Origin of the sequence: Brevundimonas sp. (assembly GCF_035999125.1) — a bacterium.
Classification (GTDB): domain Bacteria; phylum Pseudomonadota; class Alphaproteobacteria; order Caulobacterales; family Caulobacteraceae; genus Brevundimonas.
Map to the genome: position 1 here is coordinate 47,877 of NZ_DASYGX010000011.1, position 25,234 is coordinate 73,110.

At 71.6% G+C, this 25,234-nt stretch carries 32 protein-coding genes and 1 riboswitch; of the genes, 11 read left to right on the forward strand and 21 right to left on the reverse strand.

Annotated elements, in window-relative coordinates; all coding sequences use genetic code 11:
* Positions 1-31 precede the first annotated feature (31 nt).
* Positions 32-140, reverse strand: a riboswitch (TPP riboswitch).
* A 78-nt stretch (positions 141-218) separates the two neighbouring features.
* From VGN45_RS09920 to VGN45_RS09940, 5 genes are all read right to left on the reverse strand, one after another.
* Positions 219-1,490, reverse strand: coding sequence for a Vps62-related protein (locus VGN45_RS09920; protein WP_327461927.1), 1,272 nt, complete (start codon positions 1,488-1,490; stop codon positions 219-221).
* 140 nt (positions 1,491-1,630) lie between these two features.
* Positions 1,631-1,993, reverse strand: a complete 363-nt coding sequence (locus VGN45_RS09925; RefSeq protein WP_327461929.1) for a hypothetical protein — start codon at positions 1,991-1,993, stop codon at positions 1,631-1,633.
* Complete coding sequence (locus VGN45_RS09930) at positions 1,993-2,823, reverse strand: TIGR02587 family membrane protein (RefSeq protein ID WP_327461931.1); 831 nt, start codon at positions 2,821-2,823, stop codon at positions 1,993-1,995. Before VGN45_RS09930 ends, VGN45_RS09925 begins: the two co-directional genes overlap by 1 nt.
* 38 nt (positions 2,824-2,861) lie before the next feature.
* Positions 2,862-3,479, reverse strand: coding sequence for a TetR/AcrR family transcriptional regulator (locus tag VGN45_RS09935; protein WP_327461933.1), 618 nt, complete (start codon positions 3,477-3,479; stop codon positions 2,862-2,864).
* The gene (locus VGN45_RS09940) at positions 3,479-3,877 is read right to left on the reverse strand and encodes a hypothetical protein (protein WP_327461935.1); all 399 of its coding nucleotides are present in this window, start codon (positions 3,875-3,877) and stop codon (positions 3,479-3,481) included. Before VGN45_RS09940 ends, VGN45_RS09935 begins: the two co-directional genes overlap by 1 nt.
* Positions 3,878-3,975: 98 nt before the next feature.
* Between VGN45_RS09940 and VGN45_RS09945 the strand changes: the two genes are divergently transcribed.
* The 5 genes from VGN45_RS09945 to VGN45_RS09965 all read left to right on the forward strand — a co-directional run bounded on the left by VGN45_RS09945 (position 3,976) and on the right by VGN45_RS09965 (position 8,023).
* The gene (locus tag VGN45_RS09945; protein WP_327461937.1) at positions 3,976-4,686 is read left to right on the forward strand and encodes a DUF4386 family protein; all 711 of its coding nucleotides are present in this window, start codon (positions 3,976-3,978) and stop codon (positions 4,684-4,686) included.
* Positions 4,683-5,093, forward strand: coding sequence for a DUF4260 domain-containing protein (locus tag VGN45_RS09950; RefSeq protein ID WP_327461939.1), 411 nt, complete (start codon positions 4,683-4,685; stop codon positions 5,091-5,093). The genes VGN45_RS09945 and VGN45_RS09950 overlap by 4 nt, the downstream gene beginning before the upstream one ends.
* A gap of 146 nt (positions 5,094-5,239) precedes the next feature.
* The gene (locus tag VGN45_RS09955; RefSeq protein WP_327461941.1) at positions 5,240-6,244 is read left to right on the forward strand and encodes a D-cysteine desulfhydrase; all 1,005 of its coding nucleotides are present in this window, start codon (positions 5,240-5,242) and stop codon (positions 6,242-6,244) included.
* A 228-nt stretch (positions 6,245-6,472) separates the two neighbouring features.
* The gene (locus VGN45_RS09960) at positions 6,473-7,348 is read left to right on the forward strand and encodes a BPSS1187 family protein (protein ID WP_327461943.1); all 876 of its coding nucleotides are present in this window, start codon (positions 6,473-6,475) and stop codon (positions 7,346-7,348) included.
* Positions 7,349-7,363: 15 nt separating this feature from the next.
* The gene (locus VGN45_RS09965) at positions 7,364-8,023 is read left to right on the forward strand and encodes an aspartate/glutamate racemase family protein (RefSeq protein WP_327461945.1); all 660 of its coding nucleotides are present in this window, start codon (positions 7,364-7,366) and stop codon (positions 8,021-8,023) included.
* Between the two features lie 165 nt (positions 8,024-8,188).
* Here the strand turns inward: VGN45_RS09965 and gluQRS are convergent, their stop codons facing one another.
* Genes gluQRS through VGN45_RS09980 form a run of 3 tightly spaced genes read right to left on the reverse strand, consistent with a single transcriptional unit; the run spans position 8,189 to position 9,569 of the window.
* Positions 8,189-9,040, reverse strand: coding sequence for a tRNA glutamyl-Q(34) synthetase GluQRS (gluQRS, locus tag VGN45_RS09970; RefSeq protein WP_327461947.1), 852 nt, complete (start codon positions 9,038-9,040; stop codon positions 8,189-8,191).
* Complete coding sequence (locus VGN45_RS09975; protein WP_327461949.1) at positions 9,037-9,321, reverse strand: type II toxin-antitoxin system RelE/ParE family toxin; 285 nt, start codon at positions 9,319-9,321, stop codon at positions 9,037-9,039. Before VGN45_RS09975 ends, gluQRS begins: the two co-directional genes overlap by 4 nt.
* Positions 9,318-9,569, reverse strand: a complete 252-nt coding sequence (locus VGN45_RS09980) for a type II toxin-antitoxin system ParD family antitoxin (RefSeq protein ID WP_327461951.1) — start codon at positions 9,567-9,569, stop codon at positions 9,318-9,320. Before VGN45_RS09980 ends, VGN45_RS09975 begins: the two co-directional genes overlap by 4 nt.
* 111 nt (positions 9,570-9,680) lie before the next feature.
* Between VGN45_RS09980 and VGN45_RS09985 the strand changes: the two genes are divergently transcribed.
* From VGN45_RS09985 to VGN45_RS09995, 3 genes are all read left to right on the forward strand, one after another.
* Complete coding sequence (locus VGN45_RS09985; protein ID WP_327461953.1) at positions 9,681-10,322, forward strand: DNA-3-methyladenine glycosylase 2 family protein; 642 nt, start codon at positions 9,681-9,683, stop codon at positions 10,320-10,322.
* Complete coding sequence (locus tag VGN45_RS09990; protein WP_327461955.1) at positions 10,319-10,966, forward strand: trimeric intracellular cation channel family protein; 648 nt, start codon at positions 10,319-10,321, stop codon at positions 10,964-10,966. The genes VGN45_RS09985 and VGN45_RS09990 overlap by 4 nt, the downstream gene beginning before the upstream one ends.
* Before the next feature lie 138 nt (positions 10,967-11,104).
* Positions 11,105-11,665, forward strand: coding sequence for an HNH endonuclease (locus tag VGN45_RS09995; protein ID WP_327462234.1), 561 nt, complete (start codon positions 11,105-11,107; stop codon positions 11,663-11,665).
* Positions 11,666-11,677: 12 nt separating this feature from the next.
* Here the strand turns inward: VGN45_RS09995 and VGN45_RS10000 are convergent, their stop codons facing one another.
* From VGN45_RS10000 to prmC, 7 genes are all read right to left on the reverse strand, one after another.
* Positions 11,678-12,307, reverse strand: a complete 630-nt coding sequence (locus VGN45_RS10000; protein WP_327461957.1) for a hypothetical protein — start codon at positions 12,305-12,307, stop codon at positions 11,678-11,680.
* 53 nt (positions 12,308-12,360) lie between these two features.
* A complete protein-coding gene (gene folB / locus VGN45_RS10005) occupies positions 12,361-12,732 on the reverse strand; it encodes a dihydroneopterin aldolase (protein ID WP_327461959.1) in 372 nt (123 codons plus the stop codon).
* A 4-nt stretch (positions 12,733-12,736) separates the two neighbouring features.
* On the reverse strand, positions 12,737-13,489 hold the full coding sequence (locus VGN45_RS10010) for an SDR family oxidoreductase (protein ID WP_327461961.1): 753 nt from the start codon (positions 13,487-13,489) through the stop codon (positions 12,737-12,739).
* On the reverse strand, positions 13,482-13,616 hold the full coding sequence (locus VGN45_RS10015) for a hypothetical protein (RefSeq protein WP_327461963.1): 135 nt from the start codon (positions 13,614-13,616) through the stop codon (positions 13,482-13,484). The genes VGN45_RS10010 and VGN45_RS10015 overlap by 8 nt, the downstream gene beginning before the upstream one ends.
* A gap of 17 nt (positions 13,617-13,633) precedes the next feature.
* Positions 13,634-14,299, reverse strand: a complete 666-nt coding sequence (locus tag VGN45_RS10020; RefSeq protein ID WP_327461965.1) for a DUF4893 domain-containing protein — start codon at positions 14,297-14,299, stop codon at positions 13,634-13,636.
* A 77-nt stretch (positions 14,300-14,376) separates the two neighbouring features.
* On the reverse strand, positions 14,377-15,207 hold the full coding sequence (locus tag VGN45_RS10025; RefSeq protein ID WP_327461967.1) for a DUF4167 domain-containing protein: 831 nt from the start codon (positions 15,205-15,207) through the stop codon (positions 14,377-14,379).
* Positions 15,208-15,490: 283 nt separating this feature from the next.
* Positions 15,491-16,372 (reverse strand): peptide chain release factor N(5)-glutamine methyltransferase, encoded by an 882-nt coding sequence (prmC, locus tag VGN45_RS10030; protein WP_327461969.1) that lies wholly within the window; start codon positions 16,370-16,372, stop codon positions 15,491-15,493.
* Between the two features lie 75 nt (positions 16,373-16,447).
* On the opposite strand from prmC, the gene VGN45_RS10035 reads away from it, so the two are divergent.
* Together VGN45_RS10035 and VGN45_RS10040 are read left to right on the forward strand one after the other, a co-directional pair.
* Positions 16,448-17,683, forward strand: a complete 1,236-nt coding sequence (locus tag VGN45_RS10035; RefSeq protein WP_327461971.1) for a YihY/virulence factor BrkB family protein — start codon at positions 16,448-16,450, stop codon at positions 17,681-17,683.
* A 41-nt stretch (positions 17,684-17,724) separates the two neighbouring features.
* On the forward strand, positions 17,725-19,020 hold the full coding sequence (locus VGN45_RS10040) for an MFS transporter (RefSeq protein ID WP_327461973.1): 1,296 nt from the start codon (positions 17,725-17,727) through the stop codon (positions 19,018-19,020).
* On the opposite strand, the gene prfA is transcribed toward VGN45_RS10040, so the two are convergent.
* Entirely contained in the window at positions 19,017-20,084 is a 1,068-nt protein-coding gene (gene prfA / locus VGN45_RS10045) for a peptide chain release factor 1 (protein ID WP_327461975.1), read from the reverse strand. The two genes, VGN45_RS10040 and prfA, sit on opposite strands and share 4 nt — an antisense overlap.
* Positions 20,085-20,235: 151 nt before the next feature.
* On the opposite strand from prfA, the gene VGN45_RS10050 reads away from it, so the two are divergent.
* Positions 20,236-21,018: a sulfite exporter TauE/SafE family protein gene (locus VGN45_RS10050; protein WP_327461977.1), complete on the forward strand. Its 783-nt coding sequence runs from the start codon at positions 20,236-20,238 to the stop codon at positions 21,016-21,018.
* Here the strand turns inward: VGN45_RS10050 and VGN45_RS10055 are convergent.
* From VGN45_RS10055 to VGN45_RS10075, 5 genes are all read right to left on the reverse strand, one after another.
* Positions 21,015-21,614 carry a glutathione S-transferase N-terminal domain-containing protein gene (locus tag VGN45_RS10055; protein WP_327461979.1) on the reverse strand — a complete coding sequence of 200 codons (600 nt, stop codon included), beginning with the start codon at positions 21,612-21,614 and terminating at the stop codon, positions 21,015-21,017. The genes VGN45_RS10050 and VGN45_RS10055 overlap by 4 nt on opposite strands.
* Before the next feature lie 73 nt (positions 21,615-21,687).
* The gene (locus VGN45_RS10060) at positions 21,688-21,870 is read right to left on the reverse strand and encodes a hypothetical protein (protein WP_327461980.1); all 183 of its coding nucleotides are present in this window, start codon (positions 21,868-21,870) and stop codon (positions 21,688-21,690) included.
* Between the two features lie 37 nt (positions 21,871-21,907).
* On the reverse strand, positions 21,908-22,741 hold the full coding sequence (locus VGN45_RS10065) for an alpha/beta hydrolase (protein WP_327461982.1): 834 nt from the start codon (positions 22,739-22,741) through the stop codon (positions 21,908-21,910).
* Positions 22,742-22,762: 21 nt separating this feature from the next.
* Positions 22,763-23,902, reverse strand: a complete 1,140-nt coding sequence (gene ispG / locus VGN45_RS10070; RefSeq protein ID WP_327461984.1) for a flavodoxin-dependent (E)-4-hydroxy-3-methylbut-2-enyl-diphosphate synthase — start codon at positions 23,900-23,902, stop codon at positions 22,763-22,765.
* Positions 23,903-23,955: 53 nt separating this feature from the next.
* On the reverse strand, positions 23,956-25,134 hold the full coding sequence (locus tag VGN45_RS10075) for a helix-turn-helix transcriptional regulator (RefSeq protein WP_327461986.1): 1,179 nt from the start codon (positions 25,132-25,134) through the stop codon (positions 23,956-23,958).
* Positions 25,135-25,234: the final 100 nt, after the last annotated feature.

A 25,234-nucleotide genomic window follows, 5' to 3' on the forward strand; every position in this document is an offset into this window, starting at 1 on the left:
GACCGCCGGCGCGGGGAAGGACTCCGGACGTCGTCCGGAGCGTGTCTCGTCCCTTCGCCGGCATGACCCGGATCAGGTTCGGCCGGTCAGAGGGACACCTCTATCTCAGCGGCTGACCTGCCGCCCCCGGGAGAACGGGCGGACGATAGGCGCGCCCGGCCCGGGACACAATCGGCGAGAAAGGCGGCGGCCGGAGACCGCCGCCTTTCCCGATCCCGTCAGCGGCGACGCAGCGGCTTGCGGCCCGGCGTGGCCGGGAACTCCCGCTCGTAGAAGGCGGCGCCGGCGTCGTCGAGGACCAGAGACCCGCCGACCTGGCTCCCGTTGGTGCGGAACAGCTTGAAGGCCGTGCGCGGCGTCCATTGCGCGGCGGCGTGCTTTCCAGGCGTGGTCAGGTGGGTCTTGATCTCGGCGTTGCGGAACGAGCCGACCTGCGTCGCGCTGGTGTAGCCGAACTTGTAACTGAGGCTTCCCGAGACCTTGGTGCTGACCGGGCCGGCCTTGATGCCCGACTCATAGCTGACGGTGATGCCGACCTCGTGGCTGAAGGTCTTGGTCGACTGCTCGCTGACCCCGACCGTCACCGTGGTCTCGATGGTGTGCGGCTCGGCCTGCTGGTTGTCGTCGAACAGGGTCAGTTCGAAATTCTGCCAGCGCTCCAGGACATAGAAGGGGGATTCCTCGATCTGGCGATGCAGCTGATCGCGGAACTCCTCGTCGTGAACGGCGGTGAAGGGCAGCGTCACCTTGCGGTCCCAGACCTCGGTCGACTGGGCCGGCGGCCGCTCGCGGCTGGGGAGGGTCGGCACCGGCGGATTGGCCGCGCTGACCGTCGGGGGGGCCAGCTTCAGCACCCGCACCCGCACCGCCGGCCGGTCATGGCTGGCGACGCCGCGGAAGGTGTTGGGCGCCACCAGGATCTGGGTCTCGCTGACGAAGTCGGGTTTGGGCGACACGCCCCAGGCGCTGAAGTCGAGGTCGGAGCCGGTGCCGGCGTCGTCCCAGATCCATTCGGCGACGTCGCCCTCTCCGACCAGATCCTCGCGCACGCACCAGACGTCGCCGAGGTCGGGCTTGCCGTGTCCGGTCACGAAGACGTCGCCCAGCGCGACGTAGCCTTGAGGCGCGCGCGGCCGCCAGCACGAGCCGTCGGCGTCCGCGCCGGAACCCGCGTCGGACCAGACCCAATCATAGTCTTCAGGCGCGCGCACCGCGGTGGGATCGGCGTCGGCCGCGGCGACGCACAGGGCCCAGTAGCGGTTGTTCGGTCCCTCATAGCCCTGGATGCCGATGCTCCCCAGGGCTCGGAAACCGGTGAGGCCCGCGGGAATGCGCGGAGCGTAGAAGCCGGCGTCATAGTCGCCGCCGCTGCCCGCGTCGGTCCAGCGGTAGTCGAAGATGTCGGTGAAGGCCAGTTTGAGGCCGCCGAACGTGACCGGAGCGGCGGTGAGGACTGCGCCGTCACGTGGGCTGATGAGATCGTGAGCCATGTTTCGGCCCTCCATTGCGATCGCCGTTCTGCGAACGGTGCTCGTTTACACCTGAAGGGCGAACATGCGCGGGATATTCGTCCCTTGGGCGAGCCCAATGTGGGCAAGCCTGTGGATAAGCTGTGGATGAACTGCGGCGGTCAGGGTTCCGACCAACCCCTCACCACCGGCGGCGTCAGACCGGGATCGGCGGGGACGATCAGGGTCAGGCGGGCCTTGCCGTGGCCGGGGACCCAGTCGGTCTCGGCCTCCGACCCCATCAGGGCGACGCGGGCGCGGGCGGCTGTCTGGTCGCCGCGGTTGATGATCTCGATCTCCGCGGCCCAGACGTCGCCCAGAGGCCGGACCTCGACGACGTGGGCGGTCAGCTGAGGCGGGGTCGGCTGCCCGCGTCCGTCCCTGAGCAGCAGGGCCAGGGTCACGAGGACGACCAGGGCGCCGAGGGCGGCCATGATCCACTCCAGCACCGGCGGGCGGGGCGGGGTTTTCGGCTTCGGGGTCATCAGACCAGCAGCCGAGCGGCGGCGGCCCCCAGGCCGGCGGGAAAGCCGAGGACGACAGCGAGGGACGCGATCTCGTGCGCGCCCTGCCCGTCCGCGCGGCCCAGCAGCCACAGCACGTAGAGGCAGGTCAGCAGAACCAGGCCATAGCCCGCCAGGGTGAAGTGGAAGAAGGCGAGCAGGGGCCGGTCATGCTCCTCCTGCCCCGCGAAGCCGACCGCGAAGACGAGGGCGTGCATGACCGCTAGGGAGGCGGCCAGCAGGGCCACGGTCTGAAGCGGGCCGATGCGCCAGGCGATCAGGGCCATCTCCTCGGTCGGGGCCAGGTTCAGGGCCAGGAACAGGGCGCCGACGATCATCAGGAACAGTTCGGCCGGATAGGCGCGGGGCTCCTCCCGTCGGCCCGCCCCGCCCAGCTGGCGGCGGGCCAGGAGGGCGCCGACGCCGGCGGGCACGCTCTGCAGCGCGACCTGCCCCAGCCAGACGTCGGGCGGCAGGTCCAGTCTCAGCGCGCCGACGCCGAACAGAACGGCCGCCGAGACGCCGAAGCCCAGAGCCACAGCGGTCAGCGTCTCGAGCGCATGCTCGCGCCAGCCGCCGCCCGGGCGCAGGCCCACGGCCCAGGACAGGCCGAACAGCAGGGGCAGGCCCGAAGCCAAGAACAGGGCCAGTCGCGCCCGGTCCATGGCGTGGCCGAGCGACCACATCTCCATGGTCATGAGCAACGGGACGGCGAAGATCAGCGCCCCCGCCGCACCGCGCGCCAAGTCGCGGGCGAAGTGCAGGTCGGCCCCCTTCTTTACGGATGGGGCTCGTGGGGCGACGGCGCTCATGCCGGGGGAAACGCCCGTGTCGGGCGCCCGGCTCCCGTTCAGTCCGGATAGGCCAGAAGCATGCGTTCCAGAGCCGCCTCGACGCGGTCCCAGCCGGCGTCGTCCAGCGTGACGCCGGCGAAACGCCCGCGCGTTACGGCGGCCAGCGCCAGGTGCTGGATCGCAGCCAGGAAGACGACGTTCAGGGCCACCACGTCGACGCCCTGGGGCAGAGGCAGGTCGGGGCGGCGCGAGGCCGTCCACCGCTGCAGCACCACCGATCGCGACGCCTCCAGCCGGCGCAGCAGCGGCGTGTCCTCACCGAGGCCCCAGGCCACCAGCCGCAGCATCAGAGGACTGGCCCGCAGCGCCGCCAGATAGCCGGTCAGCATCTCGCGGGCGAAGTCGCGATAGGTGGTGGCGCGGGTCGGCGGCCGGGCGGCCAGGGTTTCGCCCAGCCACAGGTCCAGCCGGCCGGCCAGCCGCTCGACCACGCCCTCCACCCCCTCGAAGTAGCGATAGATCAGTTTGCGGTCGACGCCCGCCTCGACCGCCAGGGTCTGGACGTTCAGGCCGGTCCAGCCGTCGCGCAGCAGCAGCCGCTCGGCGGCGGAGACGATGGCCGCCTCCGTCGCGGCGCGGTCGCGTTGGCGCGGCGCTGTGGTCGCCTGATCCATCATCCGTTCGTGGGGCCGGCGGCGCAGGCGCGCAAGGCCCGGGCGCGATCGCGTTCGAAGGTTCGGGCCCAGCGCGCGTCGTAGGCGCCCATGCGGATCTCGGCGCGCGAGCCCTTCGCCGTGGGGCGGATCGTGACGCTCTCATAGGCCGCCCCGTAGCCGGCCAGCGAATAGCGCCAGTCGGGCCCGGTCATGACGAAGCGGCTGAGCGGCAGGAAGTCGGCCCGCTCCTTAAAGCAGGCGGCGACGGTTTCGACGGGCAGGGCGCTGTCCACGACCTCGTCCGGGACCTGCTCGGACAGGGCGTCGAGGTCGGCCACGCCGACGCGGGGGGCGGCGCAGGCCGCGAGGGTCACAAGCGTGGCCAGCGGCAGGATCAGGCGAAGGACGGGGGTCATCAGGGACTCCAGGCAGGGAAGTTCGAGACCGCGGGATTGACATGTCTCGTTATTGAGACATACATAAGTCCCATTACTGTGACAACAAGGGAAACGACATGACTTCCTCAACACGAACGGCGGGGGCGGCGATGGTCGGCTTCGCCTTGGCCGTGAACGGGCCGTATCTGCTGCTGATCGACCGGTTCGGGTACGACGACGTTCTGCGCGAGCCGCCGCTGCAGGTGCTGGGGGCCTTCCGCGACGGCGGGCCGGAGCTGATTCTGATCTGGCTGGCCTTCGCCCTGTGCGCGCTCGGCTTCCTGTGGGTCTCGGCCTGGACGGGCGCGGCGATCCGGTCGGGCGGCGGACGCTGGCCCGCATGGGCGGCGGCGGCCGGCGCGGCCTCGGCGGTGGCGCAGGCGGTCGGCCTGTCGCGCTGGACTTTCGTCGTGCCGGGTCTGGCGGAGCGGGCGCTGGACGGGTCGGCGACGGACAGCGCCGTTGCGGTCGGCATGTACCAGACCCTGCATCAGTTCGCGGGCGTGGCCGTGGGCGAATGGCTGGGCCAGACCCTGCTGGCGGCGTGGACTCTGGCGGTGGGGCTGGCGCTGGTGCGCGGGCCGCTGGCGCAGGGGCCGTGGACGCGGGCCCTGGGGCTGGTCGCCCTGATCCTGACGCCGCTGTGGATCGTCGGCCACGGCGAGCTGCTGGCCACCGTCAGCCCCACCTTCCCCGACCCCGGCATCACCCAGTGGGTCTTCACCGCCTGGCTGGTCTGGCTGCTGACGCTGGGCGTGACCTGGCTGGTGCAGGGAGATCGCAAATGAGCGCGCCCCTGGTTCAGACTCACGGCGGCGTCACCGGTTGGCCCGGACGGCTGCTGAGACTGGAAGGCCTGGGCCTGCTGGTCTTGGCGTGCGTGCTGTATCACCGCACCGGCCAGTCGTGGTGGATGTTCGCCGCCCTGTTCCTCGTGCCCGACCTGTCGTTTCTGGCCTATCTGCTGGGCCGGCGCGCGGGCACGCTGGCCTACAATCTGACGCACACGGAGGTGGGGCCGATGGCACTGGGCGTCGCGGGCCTGACGGTTCTTCCGGCCGCCCTGCCCTTCGCCCTGATCTGGGGCGCCCATGTCGGATGGGACCGGATGATCGGCTATGGGCTGAAGTACGCCTCCAGCTTCGACCACACCCACCTGGGGCCGGTCGGCAAGGCGGCCCGGTCGACAGGGTGAGGGGACCGGGCCGCCGGGGCCGGCGCGGCGGGAGAGGGCCCGCGCGGCGACGCAGATGACACGCGCGCGGCGGTCCTATCCGTCGCGCGGCGGCGGCGAAGGATGCTAGTCAGGCGCGTCGCCTGATCCCTTCCGGAGCCCGCCCCATGCACCTCGCCCGCTTTCCCCGCGTCCGCCTGGCCCACCTTCCGACGCCGCTGGAGCCCCTGCCGCGGCTTGGCGAGCGGCTTGGGATCGACCTGTGGATCAAGCGCGACGACGCCACCGGCCTGGCGGGCGGGGGCAACAAGACGCGCAAGCTGGAATTCCTGCTGGGCGACGCCTTCGAAATGGGCGCCGACGTGCTGGTGACTCAGGGGGCGGTGCAGTCGAACCACGTGCGTCAGACGGCGGCGGCCGCGGCGGCGCACGGGCTGGGGTGCGCCATCATCCTGGAGGCGCGGACGGGGTCGACGGCGACCGACTATCTGAACAACGGCAATGTGCTGCTGGATCGGCTGTTCGGGGCGTCGATCCGCACGGTGGACGCCGGCACGGACATGAACGCCGAGCTGGAGGCCGAGGCCGAACGCCTGCGCGGCGAGGGCCGGCGGCCCTACGTCATCCCCGGCGGCGGCTCGAACCCGATCGGGGCCTTGGGCTACGTCGACTGCGCGCGCGAGATCGTGATGCAGGCCGACGATCTGGACCTGGCCATCGACCGCATCGTCACGGCGACGGGCAGCGCGGGCACGCATGGCGGCCTGGTGGCCGGGCTGGCGGTCATGGGGTCCGACGTGCCGGTGCTGGGCTTCGGCGTGCGCGCGCCCAAGGTTCGGCAGGAGGCCATGGTCCTGAAACTGGCGCGTGAGACCGCCGCCTTGCTGGGCCGGCCGGACGCGGTGACGGACGGGATGGTCGTCGCCGACTGCGACTACGTCGGCGAGGGCTACGGCCTGGTCGATCAGGGCGTGATCGACGCCCTGGTCATGGCCGCGCGCACCGACGGCATCGTGCTGGACCCGGTCTATTCCGCCAAGGCGATGAAGGGCCTGATCGCGCGGGCGGCGGAGTTCCGGGGCGAGACCGTGGTCTTCCTGCACACCGGCGGCGCGCAGGGGCTGTTCGGGTATCAGAGCGTGGTGGGGGAGGCGTTGGGCGCAAGCGCGTGAAGGCGCGCCGGAGTGGCGAGGGCCCACCGTTGAACGGAAAAGATCGCTCGCGATCGGAGACGCCCATGAGACGCTTACTTTCGCGAGCCGCGCCCGCGCCGGTTCTCATCCTCGCCGCGGCGACGCTCGTCGGGTGCGGGGGCGGGGGGGACGGTTCGACGCCGCCTCCCGCGCCGCCGCCGCCGCCGCCGCCGCCGCCCGCCGCCCGCCGCCTCGGTGGAGCGCGACGTGTCCCCCGCGACGGTCAATCCGGCCCTGACGGCGAATCTGTCGGCCCATTTCGTGGTCACGCCCAATCTGGCCGTGACGGCGCAAAACCGCCTGTTCGTCATGCTGCCGGGCACGGGCGGCGTGCCGCGCTTCTATCGCGAGATCGTGCGGACGGGGGCCGAAAGGGGTTGGCATTCGATCGGGCTGACCTATCCCAACGACGTGGCGGTGGGCGATCTGTGCGCCGGAAGCCCGGACCCGGACTGCGCCGGCAAAGCGCGACGCGAGATCATCACGGGCGAGGCCCTGAGCCCGGTCGTGGCAGTGACGCCGGAAAACTCGATCATCGGCCGGCTGACGGCGCTGATCTCCTGGCTGCACGCCACCTATCCGACCGAGGGCTGGGGTCAGCTGCTGATGGGCGGCCAGCCGAACTGGATCCGCGTCACGGTCGCCGGCCACTCCCAGGGGGCGGGTCATGCGGCCTATCTGGGCAAGATGCAGTCGCTGGACCGGATCGTGATGTTCTCCGGACCCGGCGATCTGGGACCGACGGGCAGCACCGCGCAGTGGCTGAGCCTGCCCAACGTGACGCCGCCCGGACGGCAGTACGGTTTCACGCACACCGCGGACGAGCTGGTGCCGCTCGCCCTCGTCAGTCTGAACTGGTCCCTGATCGGCCTGCCCACCTTCGGCCCTGTGACCTCGGTGGACGGCGCAGCGCCCCCCTATGGCGGATCACGTCAGCTGGTGACGAGCGCGGCGCCAAACCCCAGCCCGCCGGGCCCTGTTCCGCAACCCCGCCATTCCTCGCCGGTGGTCGATGCGGTCACGCCGCTCGACGCCCAGGGGCGGCCGGTCTATCGCGAGGTGTGGATTCACCTGGCGTTCTGAGGGGCGGCCGAAATCATGAAACCCCTCGGCATCCTCGGCGGCATGGGGCCGGCGGCCACGGTGGCCTTCCTCCAGCGCATCCTGGAGCTCACGCCCGCGCGTGAGGATGAGGATCATGTCCGTGTGCTGATGGACATGAATCCGCAGGTGCCGAACCGGCATCGGGATCCTCCGGGCGCGAAGGAGGAGCTGGGAGCCATGGCGGCGCGGCTGCGGGACATGGGGGCGCAGGTGCTGGCCATGCCGTGCAACACGGCGCACGCCCACGCCGACGCCATCCAGGCGGCGGGCGTGCCGTTCCTGGACATGATCGAACTGACGGCGGCGGAGGCGGCGGGTCAGGGGGCGACGCGCGTCGGCGTGCTGGCCACGCCGGGCGGGCAGGACCTGTATGTGGCCGAGCTGGAGCGGCGCGGGCTGACGCCGGTCGTGCCGGCGGTGGGGGGGCGGCGCGCGTTCCTGGACCTGGTGTTCGCCATCAAGGCGGGGGACGTCGGCGAGGACCGGCGATCCGAGATGCGGGCCCTGGCCCAAGCGCTGATCGACGCCGGGGCCGAGGCGGTCATCGCGGGGTGCACGGAGATCCCGCTGGTCATGGGGCCGGGCGACGTGGGCGTGCCGCTGATCGATTCGGCCGAAGTGCTGGCGCGGGCGTGTGTGAGGGAGTGCGCGTGATCTGACCCTCTCCCGCCGGGAGAGGGCTTGAGGCTCGCAGAGCGAAGCGATGCGCGAAGCCGAAAGGGAGAGGGGCACCCTCTCGCCCGTAGCCCCTCACCCTTTCGCGCAAGGACGACGGCTGCGCCGCCGTGCGCTCAAGCCCTCTCCCGCTGGGAGAGGGAGCTAAAATCCCAGTTCGGCCCGCAGCTGGGCCGGGTCGACGCCGCGTTCGCGGAGCGACTGCAACGTCTCGGCCTTGTCGCGCTTGGCGAGGCGGCGGCCGGTCGCATCGAGCAGCAGGGGGTGGTGGCGGTATGTCGGCGTGGGCCGGCCCATCAGGGCCTGGATCAGAACTTGGACATGCGTGGCCTCGAACAGGTCATGGCCGCGGATCACGTGGGTCACGCCCTGCAGCGCGTCGTCGTGGGTGACCGCCAGATGATAGGCCGTGCCGGCGTCCTTGCGCGCCAGCACCACGTCGCCGGCGATTTCGGGGCGCGCGGGGATCAGGCCGCGCTCGCCGTTCGGGCCCGCGCCCTCTTCCACCCAGGCCAGCTGCGACCAGGCGCGGTCGCCCAGCGTGGCGCGAGCCCGGTCCAGCGACAGGCGCCAGGCGAAGGGGCGGCCCTCGGTCAGCAGGGCGGCCTCCTCCTCCGGCGCGTGGAAGCCGGGGCGCGCCGCCTCCACGGGGCCGTGCGGCGCGTCGCCGATGGCGTCCAGCACTTCCTTCCGTGTACGGAAGCAGCGGTACATCAGGCCGCGCCGGTCAAGCACGTCGACGACGACGGCGTACTCCGGCAGGTGATCCGACTGGCGGCGCACGGAGCCGTCCCAGTCGAGGCCCAGCCAGATCAGGTCCTCAAGAACGCCCGCCTCGAACTCCGGCTTGCAGCGGGTCGGGTCGATGTCCTCGATGCGCAGCAAAAACCGCCCGCCCGCCGCCCGCGCGGCGCTCCATGCCGTGAGCGCCGACAGGGCGTGGCCGCGATGCAGGCGGCCCGTGGGGGACGGGGCGAAGCGGGTGGTGAGCGTCATCGGTCTTCACCAAGCAGGGCCTCGGCGTCTCGAGCGCCGTGAAGCACGCGCAGGATTTCGACCTCTTCCGTCACGCGATAGAAGATGAGGTAAGCTCCAACGCTCCGCTTCCTGAGGCCCTGCACCGTCACCGGATGGCGCAAAGGGAAGCGCCCGAGGCCGCGGCAGGCGCTCATGATCCGATCGCTCAGGCGGCGCGCGGCGGCCGGATTGTCCTGCGCGATCCACGCCTCGATGTCAGCCAGGTCGATCAGGGCGGGACGCGTGAGTCGCGTCTTCATTCGTCGGACCAGGCGGCGCGCCGCTCGGCGAGGAAGGCGGCCGCCTCCTCCATCGTCACGAAGTCGCCCCGATCGGCGGCGTCGATCCCCACCTGCAGCTTGGCGCGCAGCGCGGCCAGCTTCGCCTCCTGCGCCTCCACCAACCGCACGCCGGTGCGCAGGACTTCGCTCTTGGAGCCGTAGCGGCCGCTGTCGACGAGATCCTGGACGACCTTTTCGAGGGCTCCCAGTTCGACGGTCATGGTCATGGCGATCTCCTTCACCGGGATAATAACAGTTATTGCCCGCGCCGGCGACGAGGTCCGGAAGTCGCGGGGCCGGTCTTGCCCGGGCGGGCGGGGCGCTTCAGGCTGGCAGGCATGGCCCAGCCCCCTTTCCCCGCCGACCTGGCCGCCGCGCGCGCGGCGCTGGCGGCCGCCGATCCGGCGCTGGCCCGGGCGCATGCGGTCGTGCCGCCGTTCGAATGGCGGCGGAGGACCGGCGGGTTCGAGGGGCTGTTCCGCATGATCGTGGAGCAGCAGGTGTCGGTGGCCGCCGCCGCCGTGATCTGGCGGCGCGTGGTGGAGGGGCTGGAGGGCGAGGTCACGCCGCAGTCCGTGCTGGCGCGCGACGTCGAGACGCTGCGCAGCTTCGGCCTGTCGATGCAGAAGGCCGCCTATGGCCACGAGATCGCCCGGGCGCACGTCGAGGGGCGGATCGACTTCGACCATCTGGAGCGGCTGTCCGACGCCGAGGCGGTGCAAAGGCTGACCGCGATCAAGGGCGTGGGGCTGTGGACGGCCGAGACCTTTCTGATGTTCTGCGAGGGGCGGCTGGATGTGTTCCCGGGCGGGGACGTGGCGTTGCAGGAAGCGATGAAGTGGGCCGACGGGCTGGAGGTGCGGCCCAAGGAGAAGGCCGCCTATGCCCGCGCCGAGGCCTGGCGGCCGCATCGCGGGGTGGCGGCGCACCTGCTGTGGGCGTGGTACGGCATGGTGAAGCGAGGCGAGACCCAGGCATGACCGCAAACGTCCTCGTCGATCCCGAGATCGTCGCGCCCGAGCGGCTGCTGGCGGTGCTGGACTTCGCCGGGGTGGCGGTGTTCGCGGCGACGGGCGCGCTGGCGGCGGCGCGGCTGAAGCAGGACCTGGTGACGGCCGCCTTCTTCGCCGCCATCACCGGCGTGGGCGGAGGGACGCTGCGGGACCTGTTGATCGGAGCGCCGGTGTTCTGGGTCACCGACTGGCGCTACGTCGCCGTCTGCGTCGCGGCCGCGGTGGCGGTGTGGCTGATCGGGGCGCGCGAGTGGCGGTTCCGGGCCCTGCTGTGGCTGGATGCGGTCGGGCTGGCCGCCTATGGCGTGCTGGGCGCGGCCAAGGCCGAGGCCTGGGGCGCGCCGGCCCTGATCTGCGTCGTCATGGGGGCGCTGACGGCCTGTTTCGGCGGGGTGGTGCGCGACCTGCTGGCCGGTCAGCCGTCGATACTGCTGCGGCGCGAGATCACGGTGTCGGCGGCCATCCTGGCGGCGGGGGCCTATGTGGCGGCCAAGGCTCTGGGGCTGGACGACTGGCCCGCCGCGATCCTGGGGGCCGGGCTGGGCTTCGCGCTGAGGGCCGGGGCGTTGAAGCGGGGCTGGAGCCTGCCGGCCTTCGCCCCCCGAAGCTGAGGGGCTTTCACGGAACCGACGCATGGGAGTCATGGCCGCGTGATCGAATCGCGGCTAGACTCATCGCACTGCTGGAAGGAGACGCGTCTTCAGTTCCTGCCTGATCGTCATTCCGAACACGGATCGGAGCCCGACATGATGCGGGTGTCCGATCGACCGCCGTCCGGCTGGCCCGCCCTGGTGCTGAACGCCGACTTCCGGCCGCTGTCCTATTATCCGCTGTCGATCTGGCCCTGGCAGGAAGTGGTCAAGGCCGTGTGGCAGGACCGCGTCGACGTGGTCTCGGTCTACGACAAGGTGGTGCGCAGCCCGTCGCACGAGATCCGGCTGCCCAGCGTCATCTCGCTGAAGAGCTACGTCGATCAGGACCGGGCCCCGGCGTTCACCCGATTCAACGTCTTCCTGCGCGACGACTTCCGCTGCCAGTACTGCGGCGAGACGAAGGAGCTGACGTTCGACCACGTGATCCCGCGCAGTCGCGGCGGGCGCACGACGTGGGAGAACATCGTCGCCGCCTGCGGCCCGTGCAATCTGAGAAAGGGCGGGCGCACCCCGGCCCAGGCCGGCATGCCCATCCGCCGCGCCCCGCACCGGCCGAACGCCTGGCAGCTCCAGGACGCGGGCCGTCGGTTTCCGCCCAACTACCTGCACCAGAGCTGGCTGGACTACCTCTACTGGGACATCGAGCTGGAGCCCTGAGGCCGGGCCGGATCAGCGGATCCACCAGCCGCGCGGGTTGGGCACCGGGCGGCCGCGGGTGGCCAGCCAGACGCCCCAGGCGCCGCGGATCACCAGCCAGATCACAAGGGCGAACAGGACGAAGACGCCCAGGTTCACGACGATCAGGATGACGCCGATCACCGCCGTGATGGCCGCCGCCCAGAGGGTGCGCAGCTGATAGAGGTGATGGCTGGCCCACGGCTCGTCAGTCGGGGCGTCGCGGAAAAGGACCGAGGCCAGGCCGATGACGGCAGAGACGCCGAAGGTCGGCACGGCGAACAGGATCAGGGCATAGACGGCGTTCAGGCCGATGGGCGCTTCGGGCATGGCCTCGCGCTCGCGACGACCGAAGCTTGGCTCGGGCTCCGGGGCGGGCGGCGGCGGCGGAGCAGGCGGAGGCGGCACGACGGGGTCCGGCGACGGGGGAATGGGTTCGGCCGCGACCACCGGCTCAGGGTCGGACAGCGGCGCGGGCTCGAGCGCCGGGGCGGGCTCGGGCTCCGGTTCGGGCGCGCGGGGGCGGCCGGCGAGGGACGCGGGCGAGGCGAAGCCGACCAGGTCGTCCGGATCGGGGCCGGGGGTCGGATCGGTCGGAGGCTGGCGGTCGCCGGTGTCGGTCATCGTCTACCCTTGAAGCGCGCCGATCATGCCGGGCGGGTCGTCCCGGCGCAACGTCAGGCGCGCGAGAGGCGGACCTCGCAGCCGGCCGCCTGGGCCCCGCGCAGGGCGCCGGGCTTTTCCACCCGCACCGTCGCCGACCGCACGCGCGGATCGGTCAGACAGGCGGCGCCCAGACGCTCGGCGAAGGTCTCGATCAGTTCCATATGGCCCTGGGCGACGAGATCGAGGGCCGCTGCGCGCACGAGCTCGTAGTTCAGCGTGTCGGCCAGGTGTTCGACCGGACCGGGCGTCAGCTCCAGCGTGACGTCCACGTCCAGCGGCTGGGTGATGCCGCGTTCGTGCGCATGGACGCCGATCTCCGCGGCCAGCGACAGGCCGCGGACGAAGACGGTCAGGCCGTCGCGGTGAAAAGCGGGCTGGGACATGGGCTCAGTCGTGGACGTCCGGCGTGCGCCAGGCGAGATGCTGGCCGGAATCGACGGCGATCGTCTGGCCGGTGACGTGCGCCGCGCCCGCCAGCCAGATCACGGTCTCGGCCACCGCCGCGGGGGCGACGGCGCGTTCCAGGGGGACGTTCGACCATTCCGCTTCGAAGTCGGCGTCCGACTGGTGCGTGGACTTCAGTGTGGGGCCGGGCGCCACCGCGTTCACTCGAATGCGCGGGGCCAGGGCCTGGGCCATCGTCGTGGTGGCCCAGTGCAGGCCGGCGCGCGACAGGGCGTAGGAGAAGAAGCGCGGATCGGGCTTCAGCACCCGCTGGTCCAGCAGGTTGACGACGCTGGACCCCTCGGGCGCTTGCCCGGCGAAGACCTGGGCCAGCAAGACCGGCGCGCGCAGGTTGACGTCCATGTGGGTGGACCAGCTCTCGCCCGTGACGGTCTCCAGCTGATCCTCCTGGAAGACCGAGGCGTTGTTGACCAGAAGGGTGACGGATCCCAGCGCGTCGGCGGCGCGGCCGACCAGGGCATGCGCCGTTTCGACGTCGGCTAGGTCAGCCTGGAGCACGACCGCGCGGCGGCCCAGCGCCCGGACCTCGGCGGCCACCGCCTCGGCCTCTTCGGCGGACGAGCCGTGATGCAGGGCGACGTCCCAGCCGGCGCGCGCGGCGTGCAGGGCGATCTCGCGCCCGATGCGCCGGGCCGCGCCCGTGACCAGGGCGACGCCGCGGCCGGCGTCAGTCAACCCGGCCGAACTCGAACAGGTTCACCGCGGCCAGGACGGCCACGAAACCGAGGATGATGCCCAAGGCGATCATGATGTCTCTCTCCGGAAAGGCCGTCGGCATACCGGGCGCGCCGCGCCGGTTCAACCCCGGGCGATCAGGGGTCAGCGCGGCACGACGTCCAGAAGGTCCAGCGTGGACTCATAGACCGGATAGGGCATGACCAGCCGCCAGCGGCGGTCGCCGATGCGTTCCCACACCCCCACCACGTCTCGCTCGGAGCTGCGGCCGTAGGAGTTGGCCGGCGGCTCGTCGGCCAGGGCCAGCCCGCCGAGGAAGATCAGCCGATCGGACGCCTCGGGGAACAGCAGGCCGGTCTGGCGCTGCGACCCCGTCAGCTTCGAGAAGCGCAGGCCGGCGGCGGTGCGTTCGACGCGGCAGTCGAACCATCCGTATACGACATATCCCAGTCCGTCGCGGTTCTGGTTGCCCAGCTTCACCGTGCGGCAGCGGTAGTCGCCCACCGGCGGCTCGGCCCCCGCGCGGCCCGAATCGGGATCGGTCAGGGCGCCGACCGAGGCCAGGTCGCCCGACCCTTCGAACCGCCGCGCCTCGGACAGGGCCTGGGACCAAGCGCGGTCCAGTCGGTTCAGGCGGTCGCGGTCGAAATCGGTGATCGGGCCGCGCCAGTCGCTGAGCACCTGACCGTCGGGGCCGGGGGGAGGCGGCGGGGGCGGAGGGACGCCGGGCCCGCCCGGGGGCGGCGCATAGGGCGCGGCGCACGCGGCGAGGGTCAGGGCGGCGGCGAGGGAAGACGCGGCGAGACGCATGCGGACGGTCCTGTGTCGACGGGCCCGCCCACAGGGCCGAAGCCGACGCCGTCCGTCAAGGGCGGCGCGGGACTCGATCAGTCCGCTGGGGTCGCGGCCTTGCGGCGCGGCGCGCGGCGCTTGGGGGCCGGGGCCTCTTCCTCGGCCGAGGCCTCTGCGGCGGGGGCGGGCTCGGGCGCGCGGGTCAGGAAGCCCGGCAGGGCCGTGGGCGCCTCGTCCTCGGCGCGGTCGGCCTCGGGGGTCGGCTGCGGAGCAGCCTCGGAGACGGGGGCGTCTTCGGCGCCGCCGTCGGCCTCGCCGCGCTCTTCGGCGAAGCGGCGCTGGCGTTCCTGCTGGCGGCGTTCCCAGCGTTCGCGGCGGGTCTCGCGGCGTCCGCCCTCGCCCTCGGCGCGGGTCTCGCCGTCGTCGCCGTCGCGATCGCGGTCGGCGCGGTCGGGCCGGTCGCGGTCCTGACGATCGCGGTCCGGGCGTTCAGGGCGATCCCGCTCCTGGCGCGGCTCGGTGCGCTGCTGCTCGCGGCGGCGCTCTTCCTCCGCGGCGCGGTCGGCGGCCTGCTGGGCGGCCAGGAAGGCGGCGGCCTGGGCCCCGGATTCGTCCTCGAAGTCGATGTCGAAGCCCTGACCCGCCAGTTCGCGCTGGGCGATCTCGCTGGCCGGACGCTGGGGCTGAAGGGCGCGCAGGACGCGGAAATAGTGTTCGGCGTGCTGCAGATAGTTCTCGGCCAGAACCCGGTCGCCGGCCGAGGAGGCGTCGCGCGCCAGCTGCATGTAGCGCTCGTAGACGGTCTGGGCGTTGCCGCGGACCTTGATGTTCTCAGGGCCCTGCGAATCCCATGAGCGGTTGGGATTGGCGCTGTTCGCGCCGCCGCCGCCGCCCGGCTTGCGGTTGCGGCCGCGCTGGCGCTTCATGCCCTTGAAATCTCTCATATGACGCTGCCGTGTCCTGGAACCGCGCCGCCGAAGGGAAGGCGTCGGTCGCCGTGATCGTCGTTCCGCTCGCTCCGGGACCAACTCCCGTCGTCGATGTTTCGGAAAACCTCGCCTCCCGTGGTCCGCCGGACGCCCGGAGGCGGCCGACCCTCACGTGAACCGCTCGCGCGCCGCCGGGCGATCGGGCCCGGAAAGATGCGAAGGGGTGGGAGACGAAAGAAGACTTAGCGCGCCCGAACCGACTTGGGAAGGGGGCGGAAAATCAGAGCATGACCGGCGCGGCGCGGGGGTCCGGGCCGTTGGTGACCACGCGGGCGCGGTTGGCGAGGTCCAGCGTGATCTTCACGTCCTCGAACCCCTGGGCCTCGAACAGCGCCTTGACCGCCTCGCCCTGGGTCCAGCCGATCTCGACGGCGAAGATCCCGCCGGGCTTCAGGATGCGCCGCACCTCGGGCGCCAGCACCCGATAGGCGTCCAGCCCGTCCTCGCCGCCGTCCAGCGCCAGACGGGGATCGTGGTCGCGCACCTCGGGGTCCAGGGTCTCGATCTCGGCCGAGGCGATGTAGGGCGGATTGGAGACCACCAGGTCGAAGGCGGCGTCGTCCAGACCGGCGGCCCAGTCGGTGCGCAGGAAGGCGGCGCGGCCGTCCAGCCCCAGATTCGCCGCGTTCTCCCGCGCCACGGCCAAGGCCTCGCTCGACACGTCGGTGCCCAGGCCCGTCGCGGCCGGGCGCTCGGCCAGCACGGCCAGCAGGATGGCCCCGGAGCCCGTGCCCAGGTCGATCATGCGGAAGGCGCGCCCTTCCGGGAAGGCGGGAAGGACGACGTCCAGGATCGCCTCGGTGTCCGGGCGGGGGCTGAGCACGTCCGGCGTGACGTTCAGCAGGATCTTCCAGAACCCCTTGCGGCCCAGGATGCGCGAGGTCGGCTCGCGGCGCAGGCGGCGCTCGACGAAGCCGTCCAGTGCGACCTGCTGATCGGCGGTCACGGCGCGATAGGGGTCGGTCAGGATGTCGGTGCGCGAGGCGCCGGTCGCCGCCTCCAGCAACAGGCGGGCGTCGATGGAGGGGCTGTCGATGCGGCCGGCCTTCAGGCGGGCTTGCGCCGCCTTCCAGGCGGTCAGGAGCGTGGGGGCTTCGGACATGGGCGCCGAGATAGGGCGTCGGGCCGCGCATGGGAAGCGCGGGAACGCGGGGCCAGCTTCACCGTTGGCGATGGGATGTCCGACCGCCGCGCGCCCTTCAAGTCCTCGACCCGCAAGGGAGGCGGCCTGCCGATCATGATCGCGGCGGTGTTCGGCGGCCTGGCCGCCGGGGCGGGGGCGGCGCATCTGCTGTACCGGCAGGGGCATCGGGTGGGGGTCGATCTGAGGGTCTACAAGCCCGATCCGCCGGACACCGGGCCGCCGCAGCCGCAGGATTTCGAGGACCGGGAGCCGGGCCGCGGGCGCATGGCGGACCACCCGCGGCGCATCCCGCGCAAGGGCTGGACCGACATCTTCTGGCGCTGGGGCGCGTCCTATTTCGGGGACCGGGTCGGCTTCGTGGCGGGGGGCGTGACCTTCTTCGTCATGCTGTCGCTGTTTCCGACGCTGGCGGTGATCGTGACGGTCTATGGGCTGTTCGCCGACCCGGCCGACGCGGCGTCGCGGCTCTACTATCTCTACTCCGTCCTGCCGCCCGGCGTGGCGGAGTTCTTGGCGGGCGAGATGGACCGGCTGGCGGCCAACTCCAACAGCCAGCTGACCTTCACCCTGGCGTGGACGCTGGCCCTGTCGCTGTGGACGGCCAACGGGGCGGTGAAGGTGCTCTTCTACGGGCTGAACGTCGCCTATCACGAGGTCGAGAAGCGCAACATCGTCTCCTACAACCTGATGTGCATGGGCTTCACGGTGGTGGGGCTGGCGGCGGTGCTGATGTCCGCCGCCCTGGTGGTGGCGACGCCGGTGATCCTGGGGCCGCTTGAGCTGCTGGACGACCAGGCGTATCTGGCGCCGCTGCGCTGGCCGCTGCTCCTTCTGATCTACGGCGCGACCCTGACCCTGATCTATCGCATGGGACCGTGCCGGGCGCGGGCGCGGTGGCGGTGGCTGACGCCCGGCGCGGTGGCCGCAGCGCTGATGAGCCTGTTGCTGTCGCTGGGCTTCAGCTGGTTCCTGACCACCTTCGTGCGCACCGCCTCCTATGGCCCGCTGGCGGCCATGATGGGCTTCCTTCTGTGGACCTGGCTGACCGTGCAGATCATCCTGATGGGCGCCGAGCTGAACGCCGAGATCGAGCACCAGACGGCGCTGGACACCACCACCGGCGGGCCGAAGCCCATCGGCGAGCGGGGCGCGGTCGTGGCCGACACGGTCGGGCCCCGGCGCGGCAATCCGGCGGCCCTGGCCTTCACGCTGAAGCACGCCGAGGCGCTGTCGGATCGGCTGCTGAAGCGGCGGATCGGGCGGCGCTGAGCCGGGCTTGCCGCCGCAGTTCAATCCTCTAGCGTGGCCGCATGACCTCGCCCGCCGCGCCGCCCGCCCCCCTGCCCGCCTCGGCGCTGGCGGTGCTGTTCCTGACGGTCTTCATCAATCTGGTCGGCTTCGGCCTGGTGGTGCCGCTGCTGCCGTTCTTCGCCCAGAGCCTGGACGCAGATCCCTGGCAGGTGACGTTGGTCTTCTCGGCCTATTCGCTGGGCCAGTTCTTCGCCGAGCCGTTCTGGGGGCGGCTGTCGGACCGGATCGGGCGCAAGCCGGTCCTGTTGATGACCCTGATCGCCAACGCCGTCGGTTATCTGGCCCTGGCCTTCGCGCCGAACATCTGGGCGGCCATCGCGATCCGCGCCTTCACCGGCCTGGGCGCCGGCAACATCTCGACCGTTCAGGGCTACGTCGCCGACGTGACGCCGCCGGAACAGAGGGCCGGGCGGATGGGGCTGATCGGCGCGGCCTTCGGCATGGGCTTCATCGTCGGGCCGGGTCTGGGGGGCCTGCTGACCCAGCCGCAGCTGGGCCGGCTGGGGTTCCAGCTGCCGATCTTCACCGCCTCCGCGCTGGCGGCGCTGGCGGCGCTGGGCGTGATCCTGTTCCTGCGCGAGAGTCGGGCCAAGGCCGACCCGGCGGCGCCGCGCCCCGCCTTCCTGTCCGGCCTGCGCGACGCGCGGTCGAACCCGGTGGTGGCGCGGGTGCTGGTCGTGACCCTGCTCTACATGGGCGCCTTCGCGGCGATGGAGAGCGTGTTCGGCCTGTGGGCCGAGAGCCGCTATGCCTGGACCGCGCGCGAGGTGGGGCTCAGCTTCATGATCGTGGGGATCGTCTCCAGCCTGAACCAGGCGATCTTCACCGGCCGGCTGGCGCGCCGCTTCGGCGAGAGCCGGGTGCTGGCGGCGGGCATGCTGCTGTTCGGGGCGGCGCTGGTGATCCAGGTGGTGGCGCCCGTCGCCTGGTTCCCGGCGACGCAGATCAGCCTGGGCGTCCTGACCGTACCGATCCTTCAGGGTTGGATCATCCCCGTGGTCATGGCGCTGGGGGCGTGCGGCATGTCGCTGGCCATGCCCAACATCTCGGCCCTGATCAGCCGGGCCACGCCGCCGGACAGGCAAGGCGCGATGCTGGGGCTGAACATGGCGTCCGGGTCTATCGCGCGGGTGATCGGCCCTATCCTGGCCGGGGCGCTGTTCTCGGGGGTCGGCCACGACTGGCCGTTCCTGGTGGGAGCGCTGCTGACCGTGCCGGCCGCGATCATGGCGATCAACGCCGGACGGGCGATGCGGCGGGAGGCGCGGGCCGAAGCGCCGGCCCCGGCGGTCTAGGCGAACTCCGCCTCCAGATCGGCCAGACGGGCGGCCTGGTCCTCGGCGATCAGGGCGTCCAGCATCGGATCGAGGTCGCCCTCGAGGATCTGAGGCAGGCTGTGCAGGGTCAGGCCGATGCGGTGGTCGGTCACGCGGCCTTGCGGGAAATTGTAGGTGCGGATGCGCTCCGACCGGTCGCCGGAGCCGACCTGAGACTTGCGCGCGTCGGATCGCGCCGCGTCCTTGGCCTGACGCTGCATGTCGTACAGGCGCACGCGCAGGTTCTTCATCGCCTTGTCGCGGTTGACGTGCTGGGACTTCTCCGAGGACGTCACCACGATCCCGGTCGGCAGGTGGGTGATGCGCACGGCCGAGTCGGTCTTGTTGACGTGCTGGCCGCCCGCGCCGGACGAGCGATAGGTGTCGATGCGCAGGTCCTGGTCCCGAATCTCGATCTCCACGTCCTCCACCTCCGGCAGGACGGCGACGGTGGCGGCGGAGGTGTGGATGCGCCCCCCGGCCTCGGTCGCGGGCACGCGCTGGACGCGATGGACGCCGCTCTCGAACTTCAACCGGCCGAAGACGCCGTCGCCGGTGACGGTGGCCACGACCTCCTTGTAGCCGCCGACCTCGCCTTCGGAGACGCTGTCGATCTCGACGCGCCAGCCGCGCGCCTGGGCATAGCGGCTGTACATGCGGAACAGGTCGCCGGCGAACAGGGCGGCCTCGTCGCCGCCGGTGCCGGCGCGCACCTCCAGCACGGCCGAGGCGTTCTCGTCGGCGTCGCGCGGGGCCAGCAGAAGCGCCACTTCACGCTCCAGATCGGGCAGGCGGTCCTTCAGCAACTGAAGCTCCTCCCCCGCCATCACGGCCATTTCGGGATCGGCCTGCATGGCCTCCAGATCGGCCATCTCGGCGCGGGCGCGGGCCAGGCCACGAACCGCGTCGGCGACGGGCTTCAGCTCGGCATGCTCCTTGGACAGGCGCACGATCTCGGCGCCGTCGGACGCAGCCCCCATCCGCGCCTCCACCTCGTGGAAACGGTCCAGAACCTGGTCGAGGCGGGCCTGGGGCAGGCGCAAGCGGCGGCGTCCTTTGCGGAAACGGGCCGGAGCGATAGCGGACGCGCGGGCGGGCGTCCATGCGGTCACGTTCGCGTCAGCCGGGATGCGGACCGGAACCCGAAACGCCACCTTTACCGTTGACCGGCGGACGAGGCGTTCCGGGGGCTGAATGGAAACCTTCCTGCTGTTTCTCATGGTCGGCCTGCTGGCCCAGGCCGTCGACGGCGCCCTGGGCATGGCCTACGGCGTGATCTCGACGTCGGTGCTGCTGGCCTTCGGCGTGCCGCCCGCGACGGCCAGCGCCAGCGTGCACGGGGCCGAGGTGTTCACCACCGCCGCCTCCGCCGGCAGCCATGTCGCGCACCGCAACGTCGACTGGCGCGTCTTCGTGCCGCTGGCGATCGCGGGCATGATCGGCGGGGCGCTGGGCGCCTACGTCCTGACCGGGATCGACGGCGACGTGGTGAAGCCCTTCATCATCGCCTACCTGGCCGTCATCGGCGTATGGATCCTGTGGCGGACGCGCAAGCGGCGCGAGACGCGGCGCATCCGGCCGGCCTGGATCACCGCGCCGCTGGGTCTGATCGGCGGCCTGTTCGACGCGATCGGCGGCGGGGGTTGGGGGCCGACGGTGTCGTCGACCCTTATGGGCGCGGGCGCGGAGGCGCGCCGGGTGATCGGCACGGTCAACTCGGCGGAGTTCCTGGTGACCTGCACCATCTCGGCCACCTTCGTCTGGGCCCTGCTGACCGGCCGGTGGAGCGACGTCGGGGCGCTGCACGATCATGCGGCGGCGGTGGCGGGGCTGGTGGTCGGCGGCCTGATCGCCGCGCCCTTCGCCGGACACATCGTCAAGCGCGTGCCGCAGCGGGCGCTGAGCTATGCGGTCGGCGGACTGCTGATCTGCCTGTCGATCTTTCAGGGAATGCAGCTGGCCGGCGTGGTCGCCTAACCGGCGTCGGGCCGGGTCTCCGCGAAGCTGGAACGCGCTTCCAGCTCGGTCTGCAGCGCGATCAATCGCGGCCTGCCCTTGTCCCAGTTCAGGTCCGGATGGCGGAAGCCGACCCAGGTGACCAGCACGCCCGCCGTGATCCGCCCCATGTCCAGCGGCAGGCCCGCCGCTATGCCCGGATCGGCCTCCAGCCGGTCCAGCACGCGGTTCAGATTGTCGGTCCAGCGCGCGAGCCACGAGGCCGACCGCTCGGGCTCAGGCCGGCGCAGTTCCAACACCCGCTTGACGCCCATCTCCAGGCCGGAATTGGCCAGGGTCTCCAGCCGCTTGACCCGCCACCGCTCGGCGCCGTCGGCGGGCAGCAGGCGGGGGCCGGAGCCGGTGACGTCCAGCCATTCGCAGATCACCGGACTGTCGGTCAGGACGCCGTCGTCCGTCTCCAGCGCCGGGACCTGCACGATCGGATTGGCCGCGACCAGCCGGGGATCCGAGGCGTAAGGATCGACCACGACCTCCTCGACCGCCAGCTCCTTCTCCCGCGCGACGATGCGGCACTTGCGGGCATAGGGCGAGGGGACGGTGATGTGGAGCTTCATGGGTACCGTCTTGCTGTGTGCAGCACGTTGAGGATGCGGACCGCGTCCAGATCGACGCGATGGACGAGGAGCATCAGGCCCGCTTCTTGCGATTGCGCTCGATGGTCGCCTTCACTTGGCGCAAGACCTCGTCATGCGGGATCGGCGGGCGCGGGTCGGCCAGCGCTTCCCTCACCTTCTTGCGGAACCAGACGTCGTAGACCTCAGCCTCTTCGGTCGTGGCGAATTCCGAGACGATGGGATCCAGTTTGGCCATGGTCGGAAGATGCGCTCCAGGCCGCGACGACGCAACGTCAGCGCCGCTCGACCGTAAGGCCGTCGGCCGCCAGTGCGTCCAGACGCGCCGCCGCCGCCGCGTCGTTCGCCGTGCGGGCCAGAACGAAGTCGACGGTGGCGCCGGCCATCAGGGCGAAGTCGTCGGCGTCGGCGTCGCGCACGAAAGAATGGTCGGCGCCGGCGAACACCAGGATCACGCGGCCCGGCGCGCCCGACTGGTCGAAGGCGTCACGATGGACCGTCCAGTCGGCCGCATAGCCGTCCACCACGTCGGCGTCGCCGGTGACGGTGATCGCCGGGACGGCCAGGCCGGCGAAGGTGTCGGGCCGCATCAGGCCGGGAATGCGGCCCGTCGAGGACAGCAGGATCACCGCATCGACGTCGGCGTCCCGACGCGGCCCCACGGCCGTGACCGCCCCGCCGGCGATGGCGGACATCAGAGCGCCGTAGGAATGTCCCGCCGCGATCAGGGGCACGCCCGGCGATCGGGCACGCGCCAGGTCACGCACCGCCGCCAGGTCCGCGATCCGCAGCATGAAGGCTTGCTGGAGATTGTATTTGCCGCGCTCCGGATAGGCTTGGGAATCGACGTGCAGAGGGGCCATGACGGTGAAGCCAGCGGCCTGCCAGGCCTCTATGATCCGGCCATAGGCCCTCGGCTCGCCGCCCGCGCCGTGGCTGAACACGACGACGGCCCGCTCGGTCCCGTTGGCCGGCCAGACGGCGACGTCGACCTGGCGGTCCTGGACCGTGAGGGTCTCGTGCGCCGCCGCCGCGTCCTGGGCCTGGGCCGGAGCCGCCGCAAGGACGGTCGCGGCCAGCACTGCGGTCAGGATCAATCTCAGGATCATCTCGCCCTCCTTGGCTCGTGACTATTCCGCCGCGACCTTCTCCGCCGCGCGTGCGGCGTCCAGCTCGGCGGCCTTGCGTTCGACCATGTCGACGATCTCTTCGACCATGTCGGCGTTGGCCAGTTTCCGTGCGATGGCGCCGTTCAGGTACATCATGCCCGAGCCGGCGCCGCCGCCGGTGAAGCCGACGTCCGTGTACAGGGCCTCGCCCGGGCCGTTGACGACGCAGCCGATGATCGACAGCGACATCGGCGTGGTCACGTGGGCCAGCCGCTCCTCCAGAATGCCGACGGTCTTGATGACGTCGAAGCCCTGACGCGCGCAGCTGGGGCAGGCGATGATGTTGACGCCCCGATGACGCAGGCCCAGCGACTTCAGGATGTCGAAGCCGACCTTGATCTCTTCCACCGGGTCGGCGGCCAGCGACACGCGGATGGTGTCGCCGATGCCGGCCCACAGCAGGTTGCCCATGGCGATGGACGACTTGATCGTGCCGGTGCGCAGCGGTCCCGCCTCGGTCACGCCGACGTGCAGCGGGCAGTCGATGGCGTCGGCCAGCTGGTGATAGGCGGCGACGGTCAGGAACGGGTCGGACGCCTTCACCGAAATCTTGAACTCGTGGAAGTCGTGGTCCTGCAGGATGCGCGCGTGGTTCAGCGCGCTTTCGACCATGGCCTCGGGGCAGGGCTCGCCGTACTTCTCCAGCAGCTCCTTCTCCAGCGAACCGGCGTTGACGCCGATGCGCATCGAACAGCCGTGATCCTTGGCCGCCTGGACGACCTCGCGCACCCGGTCTGAACTGCCGATGTTGCCCGGATTGATGCGCAGGCAGGCGGCGCCCGCCTGGGCCGCCTCGATGCCGCGGCGATAGTGGAAATGGATGTCGGCCACCAAGGGCACGCGGACTTCGCGCGCGATGGTGCGGAAGGCGGCTGTGGACTCCTCGTCCGGGCAGGAGACGCGGACGATGTCGGCGCCGGCCTCCTCCAGCTGGCGGATCTGGTCGATCGTGGCGGCGGCGTCCGACGTCGGCGTGTTCGTCATCGACTGGACGGTGATCGGCGCGTCGCCGCCCACGGGAACGGCGCCGACCATGATCCGGCGGCTCTTGCGGCGTTCGATGTGCCGCCAGGGGCGGATGTGGCTGTGGTCGGCGCTCATGGACGACGAAGATAGGCGCAAGGGCGCGTCAAGACCATGACGCCCGAACGCCCTCAGCCCGGCAGGGCGTCATATGGCACGCCTGGCCCCTCGGACGCGGCGGGGGTCGGACGCGACGGCGGGGCCTGGGTCGGAGAGGCGGTGGCCGCCGGGGGCGTCGCAGCGGCTTCGCGCGTGGCGCGCTCGCGAGCGGCGGCCTCGGCGGCGGCGGCGGATTGGCGGGCCTTGGCCTGGGCCTGGCCGTTCAGCGTGGCCAGCGGGGTCTGGGCCTGCGGCAGGCTGCCGGCGTGCTCGCCGAACATGTAGACGTCGAAAGCGACCGGATCGGCCACGTCGATCACGGCCGTCATGCCGCGCGGCGCACGCCACGCCTCGCCCGCCGCCATCTGCCGCGCGAACACCACGCGCTCGCCGCTGCGCACGACGACATAGGCCGGGCGGCGCGCCTGGATGATGACGTCGGACGATCCCGCCGCCGCGCCGTGCACCGCGCCGCGCGGGTTGAAGGCGCGGGCGACCGGGCCGGTGGAGACCTCGACGCCGCCCTCGGTCGGGGCGACGCCGGTCAGCTGTTCTTCGAGGCCCGGCGTGACGTAGAGCACGGGCACCGTCTGGTCGGCCGGAGCCGGCTGGGGCGCGCTGAGCGCGGCCGGCGCGCCCTGGCCCAGCACCCCGCCCAGACGCCACGTCTCCGGCACCTCGACCAGGTCCGAGCGGGACGGGGCGTCCATCAGGTTGACGCGCTGGAACACGTTCCAGCCAAGGACCGCGACGATCACCACGGCCACGGCGGCGATGACGCGCGGCGAGTGGCGGCGCACCTCCTCGAAGGCCACGCCCACCGGCGGCTGAAGCGGGACGGAGCCGTCCGGCACGTCGCGCTTGAACCGTTCGACCGCCAGCTGTTCGTCCAGACCCAGGGCATGGGCGTAGGCGCGGACGTAGCCGATGGAGAAGACCCGCGTCGGCAGAACCGACCAATCGTTCTCTTCCAGGGCGGTCAGATAGCGGGTGTGCACCCGGGTCGCGGTCGACAGCTCGGCCAGCGAGCGGCCGGATGCGACCCGCGCGTCGCGCAGTCCGGCGCCCAGAGTCGGCGCCGCCGTGATCGGAGGGACGGGATCCTTCCAATCCGGATGCGCCTTGAACTCATCGGGGACGTTCCCCGTATCCAGCGCCATTACGCCCGACCCCAACATCGCTCCGGCCACGTCGGCCGAAGCGTCACGCACATACGGGTCGCCGAATACGAGGTAACCATGACGGAAATCGCGTCCCCCACGACCGGCGCCCGTCTCATCCTGTGGATAACCCATGAAGCCCGCCCGTTCA

Coding starts and splice junctions, on each gene's coding strand:
- VGN45_RS09920 (WP_327461927.1), bottom strand. CDS start 1,490: ATGGCTCACGATCTCATCAGCCCACGTGACGGCGCAGTCCTCACCGCC.
- prmC (WP_327461969.1), bottom strand. CDS start 16,372: ATGTCCGAAGCCCCCACGCTCCTGACCGCCTGGAAGGCGGCGCAAGCC.
- VGN45_RS10020 (WP_327461965.1), bottom strand. CDS start 14,299: ATGCGTCTCGCCGCGTCTTCCCTCGCCGCCGCCCTGACCCTCGCCGCG.
- VGN45_RS09950 (WP_327461939.1), top strand. CDS start 4,683: ATGAGCGCGCCCCTGGTTCAGACTCACGGCGGCGTCACCGGTTGGCCC.
- VGN45_RS10025 (WP_327461967.1), bottom strand. CDS start 15,207: ATGAAGCGCCAGCGCGGCCGCAACCGCAAGCCGGGCGGCGGCGGCGGC.
- VGN45_RS09945 (WP_327461937.1), top strand. CDS start 3,976: ATGACTTCCTCAACACGAACGGCGGGGGCGGCGATGGTCGGCTTCGCC.
- VGN45_RS09955 (WP_327461941.1), top strand. CDS start 5,240: ATGCACCTCGCCCGCTTTCCCCGCGTCCGCCTGGCCCACCTTCCGACG.
- VGN45_RS09935 (WP_327461933.1), bottom strand. CDS start 3,479: ATGGATCAGGCGACCACAGCGCCGCGCCAACGCGACCGCGCCGCGACG.
- VGN45_RS10055 (WP_327461979.1), bottom strand. CDS start 21,614: ATGAAGCTCCACATCACCGTCCCCTCGCCCTATGCCCGCAAGTGCCGC.
- VGN45_RS10040 (WP_327461973.1), top strand. CDS start 17,725: ATGACCTCGCCCGCCGCGCCGCCCGCCCCCCTGCCCGCCTCGGCGCTG.
- VGN45_RS09925 (WP_327461929.1), bottom strand. CDS start 1,993: ATGACCCCGAAGCCGAAAACCCCGCCCCGCCCGCCGGTGCTGGAGTGG.
- VGN45_RS10065 (WP_327461982.1), bottom strand. CDS start 22,741: ATGATCCTGAGATTGATCCTGACCGCAGTGCTGGCCGCGACCGTCCTT.
- VGN45_RS09990 (WP_327461955.1), top strand. CDS start 10,319: ATGACCGCAAACGTCCTCGTCGATCCCGAGATCGTCGCGCCCGAGCGG.
- gluQRS (WP_327461947.1), bottom strand. CDS start 9,040: ATGACGCTCACCACCCGCTTCGCCCCGTCCCCCACGGGCCGCCTGCAT.
- ispG (WP_327461984.1), bottom strand. CDS start 23,902: ATGAGCGCCGACCACAGCCACATCCGCCCCTGGCGGCACATCGAACGC.
- VGN45_RS09995 (WP_327462234.1), top strand. CDS start 11,105: ATGCGGGTGTCCGATCGACCGCCGTCCGGCTGGCCCGCCCTGGTGCTG.
- VGN45_RS09980 (WP_327461951.1), bottom strand. CDS start 9,569: ATGACCATGACCGTCGAACTGGGAGCCCTCGAAAAGGTCGTCCAGGAT.
- VGN45_RS10060 (WP_327461980.1), bottom strand. CDS start 21,870: ATGGCCAAACTGGATCCCATCGTCTCGGAATTCGCCACGACCGAAGAG.
- folB (WP_327461959.1), bottom strand. CDS start 12,732: ATGTCCCAGCCCGCTTTTCACCGCGACGGCCTGACCGTCTTCGTCCGC.
- VGN45_RS09930 (WP_327461931.1), bottom strand. CDS start 2,823: ATGAGCGCCGTCGCCCCACGAGCCCCATCCGTAAAGAAGGGGGCCGAC.
- VGN45_RS09985 (WP_327461953.1), top strand. CDS start 9,681: ATGGCCCAGCCCCCTTTCCCCGCCGACCTGGCCGCCGCGCGCGCGGCG.
- VGN45_RS09975 (WP_327461949.1), bottom strand. CDS start 9,321: ATGAAGACGCGACTCACGCGTCCCGCCCTGATCGACCTGGCTGACATC.
- VGN45_RS10035 (WP_327461971.1), top strand. CDS start 16,448: ATGTCCGACCGCCGCGCGCCCTTCAAGTCCTCGACCCGCAAGGGAGGC.
- VGN45_RS09965 (WP_327461945.1), top strand. CDS start 7,364: ATGAAACCCCTCGGCATCCTCGGCGGCATGGGGCCGGCGGCCACGGTG.
- VGN45_RS09940 (WP_327461935.1), bottom strand. CDS start 3,877: ATGACCCCCGTCCTTCGCCTGATCCTGCCGCTGGCCACGCTTGTGACC.
- VGN45_RS10050 (WP_327461977.1), top strand. CDS start 20,236: ATGGAAACCTTCCTGCTGTTTCTCATGGTCGGCCTGCTGGCCCAGGCC.
- VGN45_RS10000 (WP_327461957.1), bottom strand. CDS start 12,307: ATGACCGACACCGGCGACCGCCAGCCTCCGACCGATCCGACCCCCGGC.